The organism is Thioclava sp. F36-7 (assembly GCF_002020075.1).
Lineage (GTDB): Bacteria > Pseudomonadota > Alphaproteobacteria > Rhodobacterales > Rhodobacteraceae > Thioclava > Thioclava sediminum.
The window spans coordinates 16,081-31,909 of record NZ_MPZR01000018.1 but is presented as its reverse complement, the minus strand read 5'-3'; the positions used below and the strand labels follow the sequence as shown (position 1 = coordinate 31,909).

15 protein-coding genes are annotated in these 15,829 nt (G+C 54.0%); all 15 read left to right on the top strand.

Going from position 1 to position 15,829, the window contains the following annotated elements; genetic code table 11:
• Positions 1-359 precede the first annotated feature (359 nt).
• The 15 genes from BMI89_RS21250 (at position 360) to gmd (ending at position 15,822) form a co-directional block, all read left to right on the top strand.
• Positions 360-902, top strand: coding sequence for a YdcF family protein (locus BMI89_RS21250; RefSeq protein ID WP_078572526.1), 543 nt, complete (start codon positions 360-362; stop codon positions 900-902).
• 95 nt (positions 903-997) lie between these two features.
• Positions 998-1,753 (top strand): glycosyltransferase family 2 protein, encoded by a 756-nt coding sequence (locus BMI89_RS19975; RefSeq protein ID WP_078572525.1) that lies wholly within the window; start codon positions 998-1,000, stop codon positions 1,751-1,753.
• 629 nt (positions 1,754-2,382) lie between these two features.
• Positions 2,383-2,784, top strand: coding sequence for a hypothetical protein (locus BMI89_RS19970; protein ID WP_078572524.1), 402 nt, complete (start codon positions 2,383-2,385; stop codon positions 2,782-2,784).
• A gap of 383 nt (positions 2,785-3,167) precedes the next feature.
• A complete protein-coding gene (locus tag BMI89_RS19965) occupies positions 3,168-3,515 on the top strand; it encodes a MarR family EPS-associated transcriptional regulator (RefSeq protein WP_078572523.1) in 348 nt (115 codons plus the stop codon).
• Positions 3,515-4,273 (top strand): DapH/DapD/GlmU-related protein, encoded by a 759-nt coding sequence (locus BMI89_RS19960; RefSeq protein ID WP_078572522.1) that lies wholly within the window; start codon positions 3,515-3,517, stop codon positions 4,271-4,273. Before BMI89_RS19965 ends, BMI89_RS19960 begins: the two co-directional genes overlap by 1 nt.
• Positions 4,270-5,061: a sulfotransferase domain-containing protein gene (locus tag BMI89_RS19955; protein WP_078572521.1), complete on the top strand. Its 792-nt coding sequence runs from the start codon at positions 4,270-4,272 to the stop codon at positions 5,059-5,061. The genes BMI89_RS19960 and BMI89_RS19955 overlap by 4 nt, the downstream gene beginning before the upstream one ends.
• Before the next feature lie 246 nt (positions 5,062-5,307).
• Positions 5,308-5,925 carry a hypothetical protein gene (locus BMI89_RS19950; RefSeq protein WP_078572520.1) on the top strand — a complete coding sequence of 206 codons (618 nt, stop codon included), beginning with the start codon at positions 5,308-5,310 and terminating at the stop codon, positions 5,923-5,925.
• Positions 5,926-5,959: 34 nt separating this feature from the next.
• Positions 5,960-7,267: a flippase gene (locus BMI89_RS19945; protein WP_168174799.1), complete on the top strand. Its 1,308-nt coding sequence runs from the start codon at positions 5,960-5,962 to the stop codon at positions 7,265-7,267.
• Between the two features lie 25 nt (positions 7,268-7,292).
• Entirely contained in the window at positions 7,293-8,315 is a 1,023-nt protein-coding gene (locus tag BMI89_RS20745; RefSeq protein WP_143593980.1) for a glycosyltransferase, read from the top strand.
• The gene (locus BMI89_RS19940; protein WP_078572518.1) at positions 8,312-9,490 is read left to right on the top strand and encodes a glycosyltransferase family 4 protein; all 1,179 of its coding nucleotides are present in this window, start codon (positions 8,312-8,314) and stop codon (positions 9,488-9,490) included. Before BMI89_RS20745 ends, BMI89_RS19940 begins: the two co-directional genes overlap by 4 nt.
• Positions 9,487-10,593, top strand: coding sequence for a glycosyltransferase (locus BMI89_RS19935; protein ID WP_078572517.1), 1,107 nt, complete (start codon positions 9,487-9,489; stop codon positions 10,591-10,593). The genes BMI89_RS19940 and BMI89_RS19935 overlap by 4 nt, the downstream gene beginning before the upstream one ends.
• Positions 10,594-10,683: 90 nt before the next feature.
• Entirely contained in the window at positions 10,684-11,532 is an 849-nt protein-coding gene (locus tag BMI89_RS19930; protein WP_281478361.1) for a sulfotransferase, read from the top strand.
• Positions 11,529-12,470, top strand: coding sequence for a sulfotransferase (locus BMI89_RS19925; RefSeq protein WP_078572515.1), 942 nt, complete (start codon positions 11,529-11,531; stop codon positions 12,468-12,470). The genes BMI89_RS19930 and BMI89_RS19925 overlap by 4 nt, the downstream gene beginning before the upstream one ends.
• Positions 12,467-13,864, top strand: a complete 1,398-nt coding sequence (locus tag BMI89_RS20740; RefSeq protein WP_143593979.1) for a hypothetical protein — start codon at positions 12,467-12,469, stop codon at positions 13,862-13,864. The genes BMI89_RS19925 and BMI89_RS20740 overlap by 4 nt, the downstream gene beginning before the upstream one ends.
• A gap of 839 nt (positions 13,865-14,703) precedes the next feature.
• Complete coding sequence (gmd, locus tag BMI89_RS19915) at positions 14,704-15,822, top strand: GDP-mannose 4,6-dehydratase (protein WP_078572513.1); 1,119 nt, start codon at positions 14,704-14,706, stop codon at positions 15,820-15,822.
• Positions 15,823-15,829: the final 7 nt, after the last annotated feature.

Here is a 15,829-nt window from a genome sequence, read left to right as displayed (position 1 = left end):
AATCCGTGACCGGATTAAATCGGAATGACCGACCGGATATTATCGGAATCGGTGACCAGATGACCCCGGTGTGCGCAGGCGGAATGAACGCCTGTCTCGCGTTTCAGTGACCTTCGATGCTTTCATGAGTTTCTGCCCCTCTGCCAGCCAGGAAAGCTTAGCTGAAAACTCCAGTTTCAAACGGTCCACTTTTTAGGGAGCAGAGCACTCGGCGCGCGCGGCCGCGACGGTCGCCAGGACCTCCGGCGTCTCAGGGCCGATCGTTTTCTCCACGACCCGGTCCCCGATGCGGCGCCTCGACACCCAATAGCCCCGACCGGACTTCTCGATCCGCATGATGGACCCAGGGACGGAGAGGGGTGGCCGGGCCCGGAACCTCTGCATCAGCTCATGATAGGCAGCCTGGATCGGGACCGGGAGGTGTTCCATCAGGCATTCCTACACATTATTTTACTTTGTGTAGGAAATTATGGTTCCCTTGGCCCCGCGGCAAGCTGACATCGACTGCAGGCAGCGGCGCCCTGCGCGACCTTGCCCAAGAGAGCATGCCGGGCGCTGAGGTAATGGCGGCCGCCTTTCGCGAAACGGGTATCCCACATGCGCGGCTTCTCCTCGAGACCCGATCGCGCAACACCAGTGAGAACGCGCGCCTCAGCCTCGATCTCGCGCGCCCCAAACCGGGTGAGACCTCGCTGCTCGTCACGAGCGCCTTCCACATGCGACGCGCCATGGCGAGCTTTGAGCGCGCCGGATGGGAGGAGGTAGTCCCCTACCCTGTCGATTATCGCGCAGAGGGGTTTCTCGAATATACTGCCTGGGTTTTCGCGGGCCATCTCGACACGCTGGATCTCGCGATCAAGGAATGGGTCGGGATTTGGGCTTATGCGGCGAGCGGGAGGTAGCTTGTCTGCGAGGCGACGAAAGCAAGGTCGGTTTCATCCTCCGCAGGGAGCACCTATAGACGGGTCGAACAGAATTTTCCTGGGCCAACATTTTCATGAAGATCACCGTCGTCACCGCCGTCTACAACTCTGAAGCCACCGTCGGCGAAGCTATCGAGAGCGTCGGGCGACAAACCCATCCCGATCTTGAGCACCTCATCATCGAGGGGAAATCGAAGGACGGCTCGCTCGCCGCGATCGAACGCGCCGCCCATGACCGGATGGTCCTCGTCAGCGAACCCGACAAGGGGATCTATGATGCGCTCAACAAGGGCGTGATGAAGGCGTCCGGTGACATTGTCGGCTTCGTCCACAGCGACGACTTCCTCGCCCATGACGAAGTGCTTTCCCGCGTCGCAGCCGCGTTTGAGGCCCCGCAGGTCGAAGCGGTCTTCTCCAATCTCGATTATGTCTCGCAGGCCGACACGAGGAAGATCGTCCGGCATTGGGCGACAGGTCCCTACAGCGCGGCGAAACTCAGACGCGGCTGGATGCCGGCCCACCCCACCCTCTATCTGCGACGCTCGGTCTACGAGCGCCTCGGCGGCTTCGACACCAGCTTTCGGATCGCAGCCGATTACGACTTCATCCTGCGCTATTTCTCACAAGCGACTGGTCGCTCGGTCTACATCCCCGAGGTGCTCTACAAGATGCGCTTGGGCGGTGTGAGCAATCGCAACCTCGCTCGGATCCGCGAGAAGATGGGCGAAGACTGGCGCGCGATCCGCGGCAACAAGGTCGGCGGCGTGATGACGATTGCGAGCAAGAACTTCTCCAAGCTCGGGCAGTTCGTGGAGCGGCAGAAGGGCTGACGCGTCAGTGACGCGTCGCACTGGCGCCTAAGCACCACCACTTACCTTGCGTCAGACCCCAACTCCACAACCTAGAGTTATTTTTTCATTTACTTCAGTGCCTTGATTTCATATCATCTCTCAGCGATCCGGTTGGTGTTCTCTCTTCGGAAGGTCCTTTGCGCCCTCCCGAAAGGAGGATCGACAACGATTAGACACAATTATTCTTCGAGAATTCGACGAAGTTTTGCGTTTGAGAATTGTGCCCCGAAAGGGGAGTGTCCCCCTGCAAAGGGGGATCGAAAAGACTATCGGCAACGATGTCGCTCGGCGCAGCCCGAAGATCTCCCAACTGGGAGATTAACGAGCCGCAAAGTGCAAGACCGGATCGCACCTTATTCCCCCCTGAGATAATCACCCCAAGACAGGTTCGGGTCTATTCCGAATACGCCTCATCCAGGCGTTACGAGCGACCTGCCCATCTCCGCCCAACGTTACCACACCCCCTAGCTATTGCGTCTCGTCCCAGCACCGTCTGCCGAGTTGTCCACATAATTCGACCAAACCGAGAGATTATCGAAATTTTTCAAAACCGATTTTTCACCCGCCTCGGCTAAACTGAGATCACTCAGCAAGCAAAGGACAACATCATGCTCGACATCCTCCCCACCTCGGGCCCGCGTCACGAATTCGCGGTCTTCGCAACCAGTCTGGCCTATACCAGCGCTGAAATCGCGGCGGCGTTTGAATATCTCGACCGTAAAGAACGGCGCACCGACCCTCCGGGAGAGTTCGATCATCGCGGGCGGTTCTTCGCCGCCGAACGCACGCTGGCCGTCACGTTTTGCCGCGCGCCTTCGGCTAGGTGGCCATTCCCCCAAATGCTCGCTGCTCGGACCGCCGATCATTGCGCCGAGCTCTTCGACGTCGTGGAGGCCAAACATGTGAAGCGCCTGGCGCTTGCCTTCGCGCGGTTCCGCGGCGGCGAAACTTTCGAAGATTTGCGCCGCTTGCTCACCCCCGGCATCCGGGCACGTCAAGCAGCCCACTGAGGCAAGTGGCGGCGCATGTCGAACAAGCGACTGGAGACGCTTCTGTTGCGGCGCGCTTGGCGACACCCTCCCGCGACAACCTGCTGGCGCGACGAGCTGCCCTCCAGACAAACCGGGCCCCTTTCCTCATTCGACACCTAAGGCTCCCGCCATACTTCACCGGCCGATCTCCGCTGCCTCCAAGCAGCTTACGATCACACGCCCGTGACCTCCCTTGTCGGATGACTGGATTTGCATAAACACCCTTTTAGCGGGTGCAGCATCCTGCTAAACGCTCAACTTTGAACGATGTCGGATTTTCGACCCAAAGCTCTGAACGCCCTTCCCCTCAGGCTGACCCGAGTCAGCGCTGATGCGGTAGCCTGCCAGATTGCGAGTTTCTGATGGCAGGCCAGCGGACCAAGGTCCAGGAAGATATCCGCTTTCGCGTTTTGAGGCTTCTCGAGGAAAACCCGGAAATGTCGCAGCGTGAGTTGGCAGACGCGGTCGGCGTTAGCACGGGAAGCGCGAACTACTTGCTCAAGGCGCTCATTGAGAAAGGCTTCCTGAAGCTCGGGAACTTCAAAGCCGCGGAAGACAAGAGGCGCTACGCCTATCTGCTGACGCCGAAAGGCGTGGCGGAGAAGGCGGCGATTACACAGCGGTTCTTGGCAAGGAAGATGGCGGAGTTTGAGGCATTGAAGGCGGAGATTGAGGCATTAGAATCTGAAGTTAATTCAAACAAGATATAATGATTTCCGCCGATGAAAGCAACATCGCCAAAACTATGAATATCAATACCCCACCTGCACTCATAAAAATAATAACCTTAGCAAAAAGGATGCACATCCTTTTAACTAAGAGAAGGCTTGAAGATGGCTTCTTGATGAGAGGTGCGACCGCAAAGAATTCGCGGCTAGGAGAAAACTCAATTATACACAAAAATTCAAGTATAAACAACTGCAAGATCTCCATTTTCTCGTACATATCCGCAAACTCCTCGATAGCAAACTGCAACATTGGTTCATTTTGTTCAATTGGACCACAATGCAAGATCGGTCTAGCACGACACCCGAGCAAAGTGTTCTGCTCGACCTACCCAGCTTTTTTCTCTCAAGCCAACTCAGGAGCTCGAAAGTCGTTCGTGTCGGAAACTCTATTCGATGAAACACCGCCGCTCACAAAGATCGGACACGACGTATGGATAGGAGCGAACGCAATCGTCCCTGGAGGAGTCACCATCGGAAATGGAAGCATAATTGCGGCCGGATCTATTGTAGTCAAAGATGTACCAGAATTCGCGATTGTAGGAGGCAACCCAGCCAGATTGATCGGCTGGCGTTTCAACCAGGAAGAGCAGAAAGAGCTTTTAAGCATCGCTTGGTGGAATTGGAGCCCGCGGAAAATTGAACGCGCAGCATCATTGGGAGCATTTTCAAGCGTGAGCAAACTCAAGGAATTCTCTCAGTCGACCATTCTTGAGGGCAACGAAAACGAGGTAAGCAGATGACTTCGAGATTTACTCTTCTCAAACGGGCATCTCATATCAAGAGGCGCTGGAAAGATAACCGTTTAGCGCCAATTAACCAGTACGCAAGCGATTATTACTTAGTCGAGTTTCCAAAATCTGGAGTGACATGGTTGAGCGTTCTAATCGCGAATATGCTTGGCTGCGAAGATGAAACGTCCGATCACGCAACATTCTCTTCAATTGGCAGATACGTGCATGATCTTCACTTGGGACGAAATGTTCAGGCCGAGCCAATTGGACGCTCACAAATTCGGCTCTACAAATCACACGGCCTCTGTAATCGAAACTACCGCAAGGTAATTTATATCGCCCGTCACCCCGCAGATGTATTATCTAGCTACTTCCACTTCACGATGTCTCTTCAAAAAAATAATATGACGCTTGAAGAATTTTGCGCCACTCCAACACTGGGCATTGAAGCGTGGCGCAATCATGTGAGATCGTGGCTTAGTAACAGTCTAAACTCCAATAGCTACATACTACATCTAATTCGATATGAAGATTTGATTACGAAACCAACCACTGAGCTGAGAAATTTATGTAAAAACTTTGGCTGGAATGTGCCGGACGAGAGAATTGGAAATGCGGTAGCATTAGCTCAGCGCCAAAGCATGACAGAGCAAGAAAACCTTTATCGCGCACATAATCCAAATCACGGAATGACATTCGTTCGCAAAGAACAAAGACAAGCCATGAATGCAAAGCTAAGGCAACATATTGTCGATCAAACCCGTGACGAACTCACCTTGCTTGGATATGAAAATTGATTATTAAATCATACACTTAACACCTTTGGGCAAGCGCGCGATTTTTTATATTTTTCAGCAGCGTCAAAATATTCAAGCCACGTATCAGAGCTAGGATGTAGTCATCCACCCTAGGAACAGCAATAATTATGGCCATAGCCCGATACTTCATCTCAATCGACAGTCGCAAAAGACAACTCATAAGCCTTACAAGAGGCTTCCAACGATCTGCGCCGCCTAACAATTTTACAATAGATAGTTAAGTCAATGTCGAATCGCGTGAACTTCAATTTCTTCAAAACAGTGGGCCAGGGAGCCATGCTGCGGCTTTGCTCAGCTGTGGTGCTTTTCATTGTCTCGATCGTTCTGACGCGCACACTCGGACCAGAGGGTTATGGCATCTATGCTTTCGCCGACTTTCATCCCGGGATCGTCTACAAGACCCACGGCCTCGCTGAGGAATTGCCCGATCACAGCGGCGCCAAGGTCGTTTTCCTGTTTGGCTCGGCAACCGATGCAGCGCTTTCTGTGTTGTCCTGTGAAACACGGTATGGCCCCGACTGGATCGTCGAACACTTCCGTCACCTTCGTGCCTCCGGCACCATTGACGAACTGGCCCAACGCGACGTGCTGCGTTTTTCCGACCAACTCGACGGCTGGATCGGAAAGACGAGTACGCCGCGAATTATCCTGCGCTACGGCGGCTTGTGGGATTATCAGGACGCCCTGTCGGACTTCACCGGTGTGCGGGTGGCTTTGCCCCCCAAGCGGGCACGCAAGGGGGCCGGGGCAGCCGACGCCGAGACCCGGGGGAGGTTCGTACAGACCTATGCCGCGCTTGATGCCCGGATAGCCGCCTTGCCCGATTGTCAGGTATTGGCATGAGCGAGCGGCCCGATCCGGTATGGGAGGCGCGCGCATGAACCGCGCTTTTCTTCGCGCCGTTGGCCAGTCTTCGGCCGTGCGCCTAGCTTCGGCAGGCGTGCTGTTCGCGTTGTCGATCCTGCTGGCCCGCGCGCTCGGGCCGCAGGGCTTTGGTGCCTATTCCTTCGCCTATGCGCTGATCAGTCTTGCCGTTCTGATTGCGCAGCTCGGCTTTCCCGACCTCATCGTGCGAGAAGTGGCGCGGTTGGCCACGCTGGGCCGCACCCGGCTGCTCGGTCGCTTCCTGCGCCACGCCACCGTGGTGATCGTCGGGCTCAGCCTAGCCTTCATCCTCGTCATCGCGGTGATGCTCCCGCTGTTTGGTCGCTCCGAAGTGTCGTCGTGGAAAGTAATTCTCGCCGGCCTGCCGCTGGCCCTGTTGATGCCGCTTTTGGCGCAGTCGGCGGCGGTGCTGCGCGGCACCGGCAAGGTGGTGCAATCGCTGCTTGGCCAGCAGCTCTACCGCCCGGTGCTGTTCCTCGCGCTGGTCGGCGGGGCGCTGCTTGTCGGGGTAGAGCTGACTGCGGTCACCGCGATGGGGCTACATGCGCTCGCCACCCTGCTCGTGCTGATCGAAGTTCGCCTCCGCGCGAGCCGCGCTCTGCCGCCGCTCGGCCGTCCGGCACGGGTGCCGCCGGCCCGGCTGCTGGCCTGGACGAGCACGGCGGTGATGTTCTCGGGCGTGGCCGTGGTGCGTCTCATCAACACCAAGTTCGATACCGTCGCCATCGGCATGCTGATGAGCGACGCAAACGTCGGCCTCTATGCCGCCGGCGCGCAGCTCAGCCAGAGCGCGGCGGCCATGCTGATGATCACTGCCGGCATCGTCACCCCCGCGATCGCGCGCGCCTCGGCCGCCGGCAATGACCTGGAAGTCGAACGCCAATGCCGTCAGAGCGCGCTGATGTCGTTTAGCGGGGCGGTGCTGACGCTGGCGCTCGCCGCGCTCGCCGGCCGTTGGGTGATCGCCACCGCTTTTGGACCCGAGTATGTCGGGGTCTGGCCGGCCCTGATGGTGCTGGTTGCGGGCCAGGCGGTAAATGCCTTTGTCGGCCCCGTTGGGGTGCTCTTGAACATGCGAGGGCAAGAGCGTTCGACCCTTACCGTGACCTTCGTCGCCTCGCTGGCCAACATTGGGCTCAACTTTGCCCTGATCCCGCACTGGGGTATGGTCGGGGCGGCCAGCGCCACCGTCGCCTCGATGGTGATCTGGAACGTGGCCCTCTGGGTCCGTGCCTGGCAGCTCTGGGGCATCAACTCAAGCGCGCTACCGTGGCCAATAATTCCCTCGGGAAGAAAGTGACCCTGTATAAACGGGACATGAAATGATGGAAGATGGCATTATATATTTTCGCACTACGCTTGGGCACAAGTCCTCCTATGCGGATACACTAACTTGGCTCACACGCTTTGAAATAAGGCAAGCGAAGCGCTCTCTATCGCTTATTTTTGATCTCGTAGCTTCGCGACAAGTTATCTTTTCGACCCTCGACGATGATTATTTACTCTTTTTCCTCATAAGTGCGCTACGCAGACTTGCAGCCAAATCGACAATCGGATTATTTCTCAGACCACAAACTTGTTTTGGCACCAAGCGCCCGATCCAAATAGTCAAGCGAACAGCTTTTCGGATCATTCGGAGTCTTAAAATCGCTGACGTGCTTGTAATCGTGCCATTTGAAGTAGCACCCCATTATGCCGAAATTGCGAGTGACTGGGTGCATGACCCAGAATTCTGGGACCTAGATATTAAGGTCGGAGGCCCGAACCTGCCGTCGACACCTTTAGCCGAAAACATCGTTATAAGCGCAAATGGGCGCAAAGTGATCTGTCTACCAGGCACAGTGCTCCGGCGAAAAGGCTTGAGTATGATCACGCGCATTCTCGAGACAGATCGAGATGCCGCATCTCGTATTCTTTTTGTCTGCGCAGGTCGCGTCCCAGAGGCAGAGCAGGAGGAAGTCGATCGGCTAGAAATGCTTGGCGGCCTGGTAATCCCAAGAATGATTTCTGATCAAGAGCTATTTAGCCTTTACCGGGTCGCGGATATTATATGGGCAGCCTATGCACCGGAGTATGACCAATCATCTGGAATTTTTGGAAGAGCACTACAAACAGGCTGTCCGGTGGCAGTGCGTCACGGTTCATTACTTGAACGGATGGCTTTATCTGAAAAAGCTCCTTATGTTTCGATTGACTTTAATGCGCCAGAGGTAGCACTGAAGGCGCTGAACTCGGCACTCGCTAAAGAAAGTCTCGCGACCCGCCAAGTCGATATTGCAGGAAACTTAGCGCGCCGTCAGAGGTTCGTGGAAAAAATTACTCCTAACCGAAAAGCCGAACGCAAATGACTGCGAAGCGCACTGTCGTCATTTGGGATCGCCTTGGCGAATACCATCATGCTCGCCTAAGCGAAGCATCTCGACAATTACCACTCGCAGCCATCGAAGTATTCAAACGCGACAACACATATGCATGGGGTTTCGCTAGAGCTCGTGAAGGCTATTCAGTAAAAACGTTGGCCGAGGACCCTAAGCTTACCAATATCGAACTTAGAGAACGCATGGCACGCGCGCTGACCACACTCAACGCTCAGATTGTGGCTGTGCCAGGTTGGTCTGAGCCCTATTCATTGTTTGCAATTGAATGGGCGCATCAAAACAATGCTCGTGTTGTTATTATGTCTGACAGCAACTGGTTCGACGCCCCCCGCAATGCGTTAGCCGAACGCGCAAAACGCGCCGTAGTCGCTCATTCTGGCGCAGGCCTGACGGCGGGTCGGCATTCACAGGCCTACCTCGAAAGGCTTGGACTAAACAAAACTAGAATTGAGCTTGGCTATGACGTAGTGGACAATCAACATTTTTCCCGACCGGAAAATAAACCGCGCCCAGGTGAGTTGGGTGCCCAGCGGTTCTTGGCAGTAGCTCGCTTCATTTCGCGAAAGAACCTAGACGGGCTGATTAATGCTTACGAGCGTTACCGCTCTTTAGTTGTCAATGACGAGGCCGCTTGGCCACTGATGTTGGTAGGCGATGGCGTGGAACGCGAAGTATTAAAAGGCCTAGTGGCGTCGGCGGGTCTCAATGATAAGGTCATTTTTACTGGCTTTCGTGAGTATAACGAAATGCCAGAGCTATACCATGCTTCTGGCGCACTTATTTTGCCTAGCCATGTTGAGCAATGGGGCCTTGTCGTCAACGAGGCAATGGCTGCTGGGTTGCCGGTTTTAGTTAGCAAAAACGCTGGAGCCGCTGGTGACCTTGTTCATAAGGGAGAAAATGGTGCTTGTTTCGCGCCAAAAGATTTCAACGGGCTTGCCAAACTTATGACCCAACTCTCCAGCTCAAATAGTTTTGCGGCGCAGATGGGCGCGGCGTCGGCTCAGATCATAGAGAATTGGGGCCTTCAACGTTTTGCGACGGGACTAAAGAACGCAGCCCGCATAGCTGAAAAGGCGCCCGCTCGTGTCAGTTACGCGGACCGTCTAATATTCAAATCACTGCTCGCGAAGTCGACTCGATGAAAATCACTCAGCTCACCAACTATGCGGATAATCGTGGCGGCGGTGTTTCAGAAGTAGTTTTTGAGCTAGCGGCTTCCTTCGCAGCACGCGGTCACGAAACTCGCATCATCGGCCGACTTCTGTCCGACCAGGCAACTTCGATGTCGGCCCGTGCTCCCTACATTGAGGCGTGCTCGACGCGAACAGCTGTATCTCGAGCGATTTCTCTCACCCGGGGACACATCCTTCACGTTCATGGCATATGGGCTCCTTACCTCGCCGCAGGACAACGCACAGCGCGTCGCGCCGGTATTCCAATCGTAATTTCACCGCACGGAATGCTCGACCCTTGGGCACTCACACAGGGAAAATTAAAAAAGAGGATCGCGCTAGCTAGCTATGAGGGAAAGAACCTAGCGAACGCCTCTTGTATCCATGCACTAAATTCTGCCGAAGCCGATGCCGTGCGTAATCTGTTACCGGCGGCGCGGATAGCAGTCATACCAAATGGCGTGAGCCTACCTTCGGTCCAAAGATCAGATGAGAAGGCAGATAAGGTTCTCCTCTTCCTCGGTCGCATTCATCCGAAGAAGGGCATTCTGGACCTAGTCGAAGGCTTCAGCCTTGCCGGAAGTTTTGCTGACGGATGGCGGCTCATAATCGCTGGATGGGATGACGGCGGCCATCGCAAAGACGTTGAGGAGCGCGTCAAGGCTCTTGGGCTTGAGGACCGCATAAGCGTCCCCGGACCAGCATTTGGGAAACAAAAATCGCAATTGCTTTCAAACGCGACAGCCTTTGCGCTTACGTCTTATTCCGAGGGACTGCCTATGAGCATTCTGGAAGCTTGGTCCTATTCTCTTCCAGTGCTGATGACGCCTGAATGTAACTTATCTATAGGCGGCCCCGCAGGAGCCGCAGTGCTATGCAACGCGGGTCCCCGAGCCGTGGCGAACGGCCTCGTTAAGCTTTTTTCAATGAACCACACAGCCCGCGTGAGGATGGGAGAAGCTGGACGAAAGCTGGTTGAACAGCAGTTCAGTTGGCCAAACATCACAAGTCAATTCGAAAGTCTTTACGCATGGCTAAATGGAGTCGAAGAAAAGCCGGACTTTGTTTGGTAAATAAGTATTAGGAGCCTTGAACCGTTGTTAATAAGACGAGCAAAACACAGCTTTCGCCGCGTTTACGCGCGAGTAAGCCAACCTCGCATAGTGTTTCAGGAACGAATAGTCACTACTCACGACGAAAATAGATGTGAAAATCCAATATTTTTGATCGGCTTGCATCGCTCGGGCACATCGCTAATGCGAAGAGTTTTCAATTCTCACCCCGAAATCGCCTGCCCACCAGAGACGTTTTTCTTGGAGCACTACGCACGTATGCTTCGGGATCCAATGGTATTAGCTGGATATCGATCTTTTGGACATGACGCAGAGAGCATGCGCCGAGACCTAGTCGCGAAAGCGTCGCAACTACACGAAGGATTTCGAAAGACACATGGAAAACGGCGCTGGGCCGACAAAACACCGCAATACGTGAGCATTCTCGAAGAGCTCAACGCGATGTTTGGACCCCAAGCGCAATTTGTAATGATCTACCGGAACCCGCTTGATGTCGCTCACTCAGTTATTTCGAGAGGATGGGATCTCTCGGGCGCTGGAGAAGAAGCGGACCCTGCGAATCAATTTGAAGCTACTCTCGCGCATATGGCAAGAATGTATGATAAGCAGATGACATTTGAAGCAGAGCATCCTGAACTCTGTGTCAGAGCTTACTATGAAGAAGTCGTCGCGCGGCCAGAAGAAGTGATGGCTGACATAATGGCAGGGCTTGGTGAGAAATTTCACCCATTGATGCTGCGTCACCACGAAGTTTCGCACAATTTTGGAACTGAGGACCCCATGGTTCGTGGCCTCAAAGGCTTCCAAGCAAGTCATGGAAACTGGACAAGTTGGAACTCTGGTCAAATTAGCCGAGCAACTGAAATACTAGGTCCATTTGCGAAGCGCCTCGGTTACTCTCTCGACAAGAAATTGGCCGCTAAAGGGGGAAGACTGTGAGTGAACAGGTTTGCCTTTCAGCAACGCAACCAGTCCTCCTTATCGGAGCTGGTCGTTCCGGCACCAACCTAATCGCGATGGCGCTAGGCCACTCAGAGGAACTGTTTAACGTTTACGAACAGCGATACGTGTGGACCAAGGGTATCCGGTCAATGAAGACTGACGTGCGAGGTCCGGAAGAAGCCACCGACGAGGTGGCAGGATATATTCGCGCTCATTTTGAAAGACAAGCTGGCGCGCAGACCAAACAGGTGCGGCTCGTCGACAAAACACCATCCAATGCACTTCGACTCGCGTTCTGTCTAAGAGTCTTCCCCAAGGCCAAAGTAATCAACGTTATCCGAAATCCGCTCGACAACATCGCAAGCCGGATTGTTGAACTGCAGAAAGCGGGGCAAGAAGTTGGCGGAGGTGACGGTGCTCCGGCATCTCGTGGGCAAGTTCTACTCGGTCGCATAAATCATGCGCGCGATCTAATCAAACGTGGCAACATCCCGCTCGATCGCATTCCCGCAGCCGTGTTCGATCAGGCGCCCGAGAAGGTCCGCATCGCATTGTTCGGCGGCTCGACTCGTTACGCTGAACGCGTGCCTGGCTTGCGAGAAATCGTAATGGCTCATGGCCCGATCGCGGGCCTTTGTCATCAGTGGCGCGAATTGGTCATGACCTCAGTGCGCGATGGTAGAAAACTAGGCGATGATCGCTATTTCGAAGTTTTCTATGACGACGTAGTCCAAAAACCTGAAGAAACGGGTCGTATGATGACTGACTTCTTAGAGTTGGGGCGGCCAGAGCCAGTAATCGATTGGCTGTCAAATAATGCCATTCCTGAAACAGTAGGAAATTGGCGCCGGCGACTTACGCCTGTTCAGCGGCTTGAAATAATAGAACGTTTAGACAGCGACATTCATTTCCTCAATATTCAAATCCCGAAATGATTGAAGCATATCTTACCAATGACGCCGTACTTTTTTTGACACTTGGGGTTCTTGTTTATATTGGCGCGGTGATCCGAGTCCTTATTTATGATCAAGTTGGCGTTCTATCGCTACATTTCTCGTTTATGACGTCAATTGCAATCGGATATCTTTTCAACCCGTTATGGCAACTACTTTTCGGCGGTTGGGAACATCGATTTCTTCGCCCAGAATACATAGAGACAGAAATCCTAAACGCCACACTAGTGATGATAGCATTCTGGCTCGGTTATAGCATCTTTGGACCTCGCGGCGCACGGCAGAAGAGGAAACTCTCTAGCATCAATGCCAGTGCCGCAGGGCTCAAAAAGCTTCGATACTACCACCTTGTGATTATCGCCACGTTGTCATTGACGCTATTACTACTTTCTCTAGGCGGACTAGGACCATTGCTAGATTCGAATATACAGCGCGGCTCCCAACAATGGGGAAATAGCGGTGGATTAGCGGCTCGCCTTCTCGCAATTGCGAGAATCCTCTCAATTTTATTTGGCGTTTTCGGTGCAGCATTATCTGCACTTTACCTGCGCAGCAGCAAGACCAACATTGCCCTTTCGCTATTAAGCGTTCTCCCGCTTGTTTTTATTTTTTCACTGCCATTCATGCAGTCATTTAGCCGGATGTCCGGTGGCCCAGTAGCTGTGTTTGCTATAATAAGCATGTCGCTACGCATACGTTGGTCAGCACTTTGGGGAGGGGCCTTGATCGCACTCGGGATATCGTTGTGCCTTACCGGCTTCTTCCTTCGGAGCCTATATTCACCTGGGATTGAAAATTTTTTTGACGCGTACATTAATGGACTACCAAAAGCACCAATCTTCTCCGGGCACATCAATCCGAATTACATCAACATCCTCAATTCGGCCGATCGCTTCACCCTCAAGGCCTCTTTTCTCAAAAATGAAGCAGTCCAAGGGTGGAGTAACTTCATGAACTTTCTTGGCATCTTGCAGCCGCTACCTTCAAAACTAGTCGGAATGCCAACCGTAGCGGGAACATCTTTAACCTCAGATCTTGGTACCGAGGGCGTCCTTTCAGTCACCACGCCGGCACTGGGAGAGATTTTTTACCTTTTCGGATACTCCGGGGCGGTCGTATTTCTTTTGTACGGCGCTTTGTGCGGCCGCCTCGACAAGGCCTTTCTTCGAAATCGAGCGTTGGTTTTCCAAATCATGCGCATCCTTATTATGCTAGGGTTTGTCAGTGGACTTCACAAAGGATTCCGTGCAATGACGAGACCAATCGTCTATGCAGCAGCAATTTACTTCGTCAAGCGTCTATTTGATGATTGGAAGAAGTTCGAAAACCGCAAACATAATACGGCTCGCTCGGTCAAGAGGCCACCTCTAAAATGAACCCGATTACTATTCGCAAATTAGGAACTAGAAACAAAACCCTCCGAGCTCTTTGGGGTTTTGCGAGGCTTCTTCTTTTCGCCCCTAGTCCGCGCACCGCCCACCGGTGGCGACGCATGCTATTGCGAGTGTTCGGAGCACACATCGAGAGAGGCTGCCTAATTTACCCATCGGCCCGCATTTGGGCACCTTGGAATCTTGAAATGGCGACGGGCTCTGTTATAGGAGACGGCGCTGAAATCTATAACGTGGCGACAGTCCGACTTTGTCGCGGGACAGTCATCAGTCAGCGCGCTTTTCTTTGCACAGCCAGCCACGATTACTCTCAAGAAGAATTCAATTTAGTTGCAGGGGAAATTAGGCTTAACGAAGGCGCTTGGGTTGCAGCCGAGGCTTTTGTAGGACCAGGTGTTGAGATCGGCGCTTTTGCCATTCTTGGAGCCCGCGCCGTAGCCACTCGAGATATTTCGGCCAACGTTATCGCCGGAGGCATACCCGCTCGATCATTAAGCCACCGGCCTTCGGTGACCACGCCTCCAGGCATAATACTCTCAGGGCTTTCGCACACCTCTTAAACGGCCGTTCATCTTCTTTCCCGAGGCTTCAATTTACGGTCAAATATAGCTTTAGATTTAAAAATTTAGCATAACGAAAATCATCGATTATTTCGATCTTTAGCAAACCGGCCCGCCGAACAGCTCCTGCCTTCCAGAAATCGAATTAGAGGCAACATTCGCTTATTTTTCCCGCCAATATTAGCACAGTTTTCAACCTACACGGTGGCTCAAACAACCAGTCAAACTTGTGCTATGTCCCTCCAGAAAACTGAAGGATAGTTAATGAAGAAAGCGCTCATCACAGGCATCACCGGCCAAGACGGCTCCTATCTCGCCGAATTCCTCCTTCAGAAAGGCTACGAAGTCCACGGCATCAAGCGCCGCGCCTCGCTATTCAACACCCAGCGGATCGACCATATCTACGAGGATCCGCACAGCAACCACGCCCAAATGAAGCTCCATTACGGCGATCTCTCTGACACCTCGAACCTCACCCGCCTGATCCGCGATATCCAACCGGACGAGGTCTACAACCTCGGGGCGCAGTCCCATGTGGCTGTCTCCTTTGAGGCGCCAGAATATACCGCTGATGTCGACGCGATCGGGACACTGCGCATGCTCGAAGCGATCCGCTTCCTCGGCCTCGAGAAGACAACCCGCTTTTACCAGGCGTCGACCTCGGAGCTCTACGGTCTCGTCCAAGAAACCCCGCAGAAAGAAACCACGCCTTTCCATCCGCGCTCACCCTATGCGGTCGCCAAGCTCTACGCCTACTGGATCGCGGTGAACTATCGCGAGGCCTATGGGATGTATGCCTGCAATGGCATTCTGTTTAACCATGAGTCCCCCCGTCGCGGCGAAACCTTTGTGACGCGCAAGATCACGCGCGGCTTGTCGAACATTGCTTTGGGTTTGGAACCCTGCCTCTACATGGGCAACATCGATAGCTTGCGCGATTGGGGCCATGCGAAAGACTACGTTCGGATGCAGTGGATGATGCTGCAGCAGGACACGCCCGAAGACTTCGTGATTGCCACCGGAAAGCAGTATTCCGTGCGTGAATTCATCACCTGGAGTGCGCGGGAATTGGGGATCGAGCTGGAATTCTCGGGCTCCGGCACCGAGGAGATCGCCACGGTTGCAGCTATCGCGGGCGACAAGGCGCCTGCCCTGGAGGTCGGGGATGTCGTTATGCGGATCGATCCGCGTTACTTCCGTCCCGCCGAGGTGGACACCCTTCTGGGTGACCCATCCAAGGCCAAGGAAAAGCTCGGCTGGGTGCCCGAAATCACCGCGCAGGAGATGTGCGCCGAGATGGTCGCGGAAGACCACAAGGCCGCGCGGCGTTACGCGCTCCTCAAGGAACACGGGCTGGACCTACCGGTCTCGCTCGAAGGCTGAGGCGAAG

Coding starts and splice junctions, on each gene's coding strand:
- BMI89_RS19970 (WP_078572524.1), top strand. CDS start 2,383: ATGCTCGACATCCTCCCCACCTCGGGCCCGCGTCACGAATTCGCGGTC.
- BMI89_RS19965 (WP_078572523.1), top strand. CDS start 3,168: ATGGCAGGCCAGCGGACCAAGGTCCAGGAAGATATCCGCTTTCGCGTT.
- BMI89_RS19960 (WP_078572522.1), top strand. CDS start 3,515: ATGATTTCCGCCGATGAAAGCAACATCGCCAAAACTATGAATATCAAT.
- BMI89_RS19940 (WP_078572518.1), top strand. CDS start 8,312: ATGACTGCGAAGCGCACTGTCGTCATTTGGGATCGCCTTGGCGAATAC.
- BMI89_RS20740 (WP_143593979.1), top strand. CDS start 12,467: ATGATTGAAGCATATCTTACCAATGACGCCGTACTTTTTTTGACACTT.
- BMI89_RS19955 (WP_078572521.1), top strand. CDS start 4,270: ATGACTTCGAGATTTACTCTTCTCAAACGGGCATCTCATATCAAGAGG.
- BMI89_RS19950 (WP_078572520.1), top strand. CDS start 5,308: ATGTCGAATCGCGTGAACTTCAATTTCTTCAAAACAGTGGGCCAGGGA.
- BMI89_RS20745 (WP_143593980.1), top strand. CDS start 7,293: ATGGAAGATGGCATTATATATTTTCGCACTACGCTTGGGCACAAGTCC.
- BMI89_RS19945 (WP_168174799.1), top strand. CDS start 5,960: ATGAACCGCGCTTTTCTTCGCGCCGTTGGCCAGTCTTCGGCCGTGCGC.
- BMI89_RS19935 (WP_078572517.1), top strand. CDS start 9,487: ATGAAAATCACTCAGCTCACCAACTATGCGGATAATCGTGGCGGCGGT.
- gmd (WP_078572513.1), top strand. CDS start 14,704: ATGAAGAAAGCGCTCATCACAGGCATCACCGGCCAAGACGGCTCCTAT.
- BMI89_RS19975 (WP_078572525.1), top strand. CDS start 998: ATGAAGATCACCGTCGTCACCGCCGTCTACAACTCTGAAGCCACCGTC.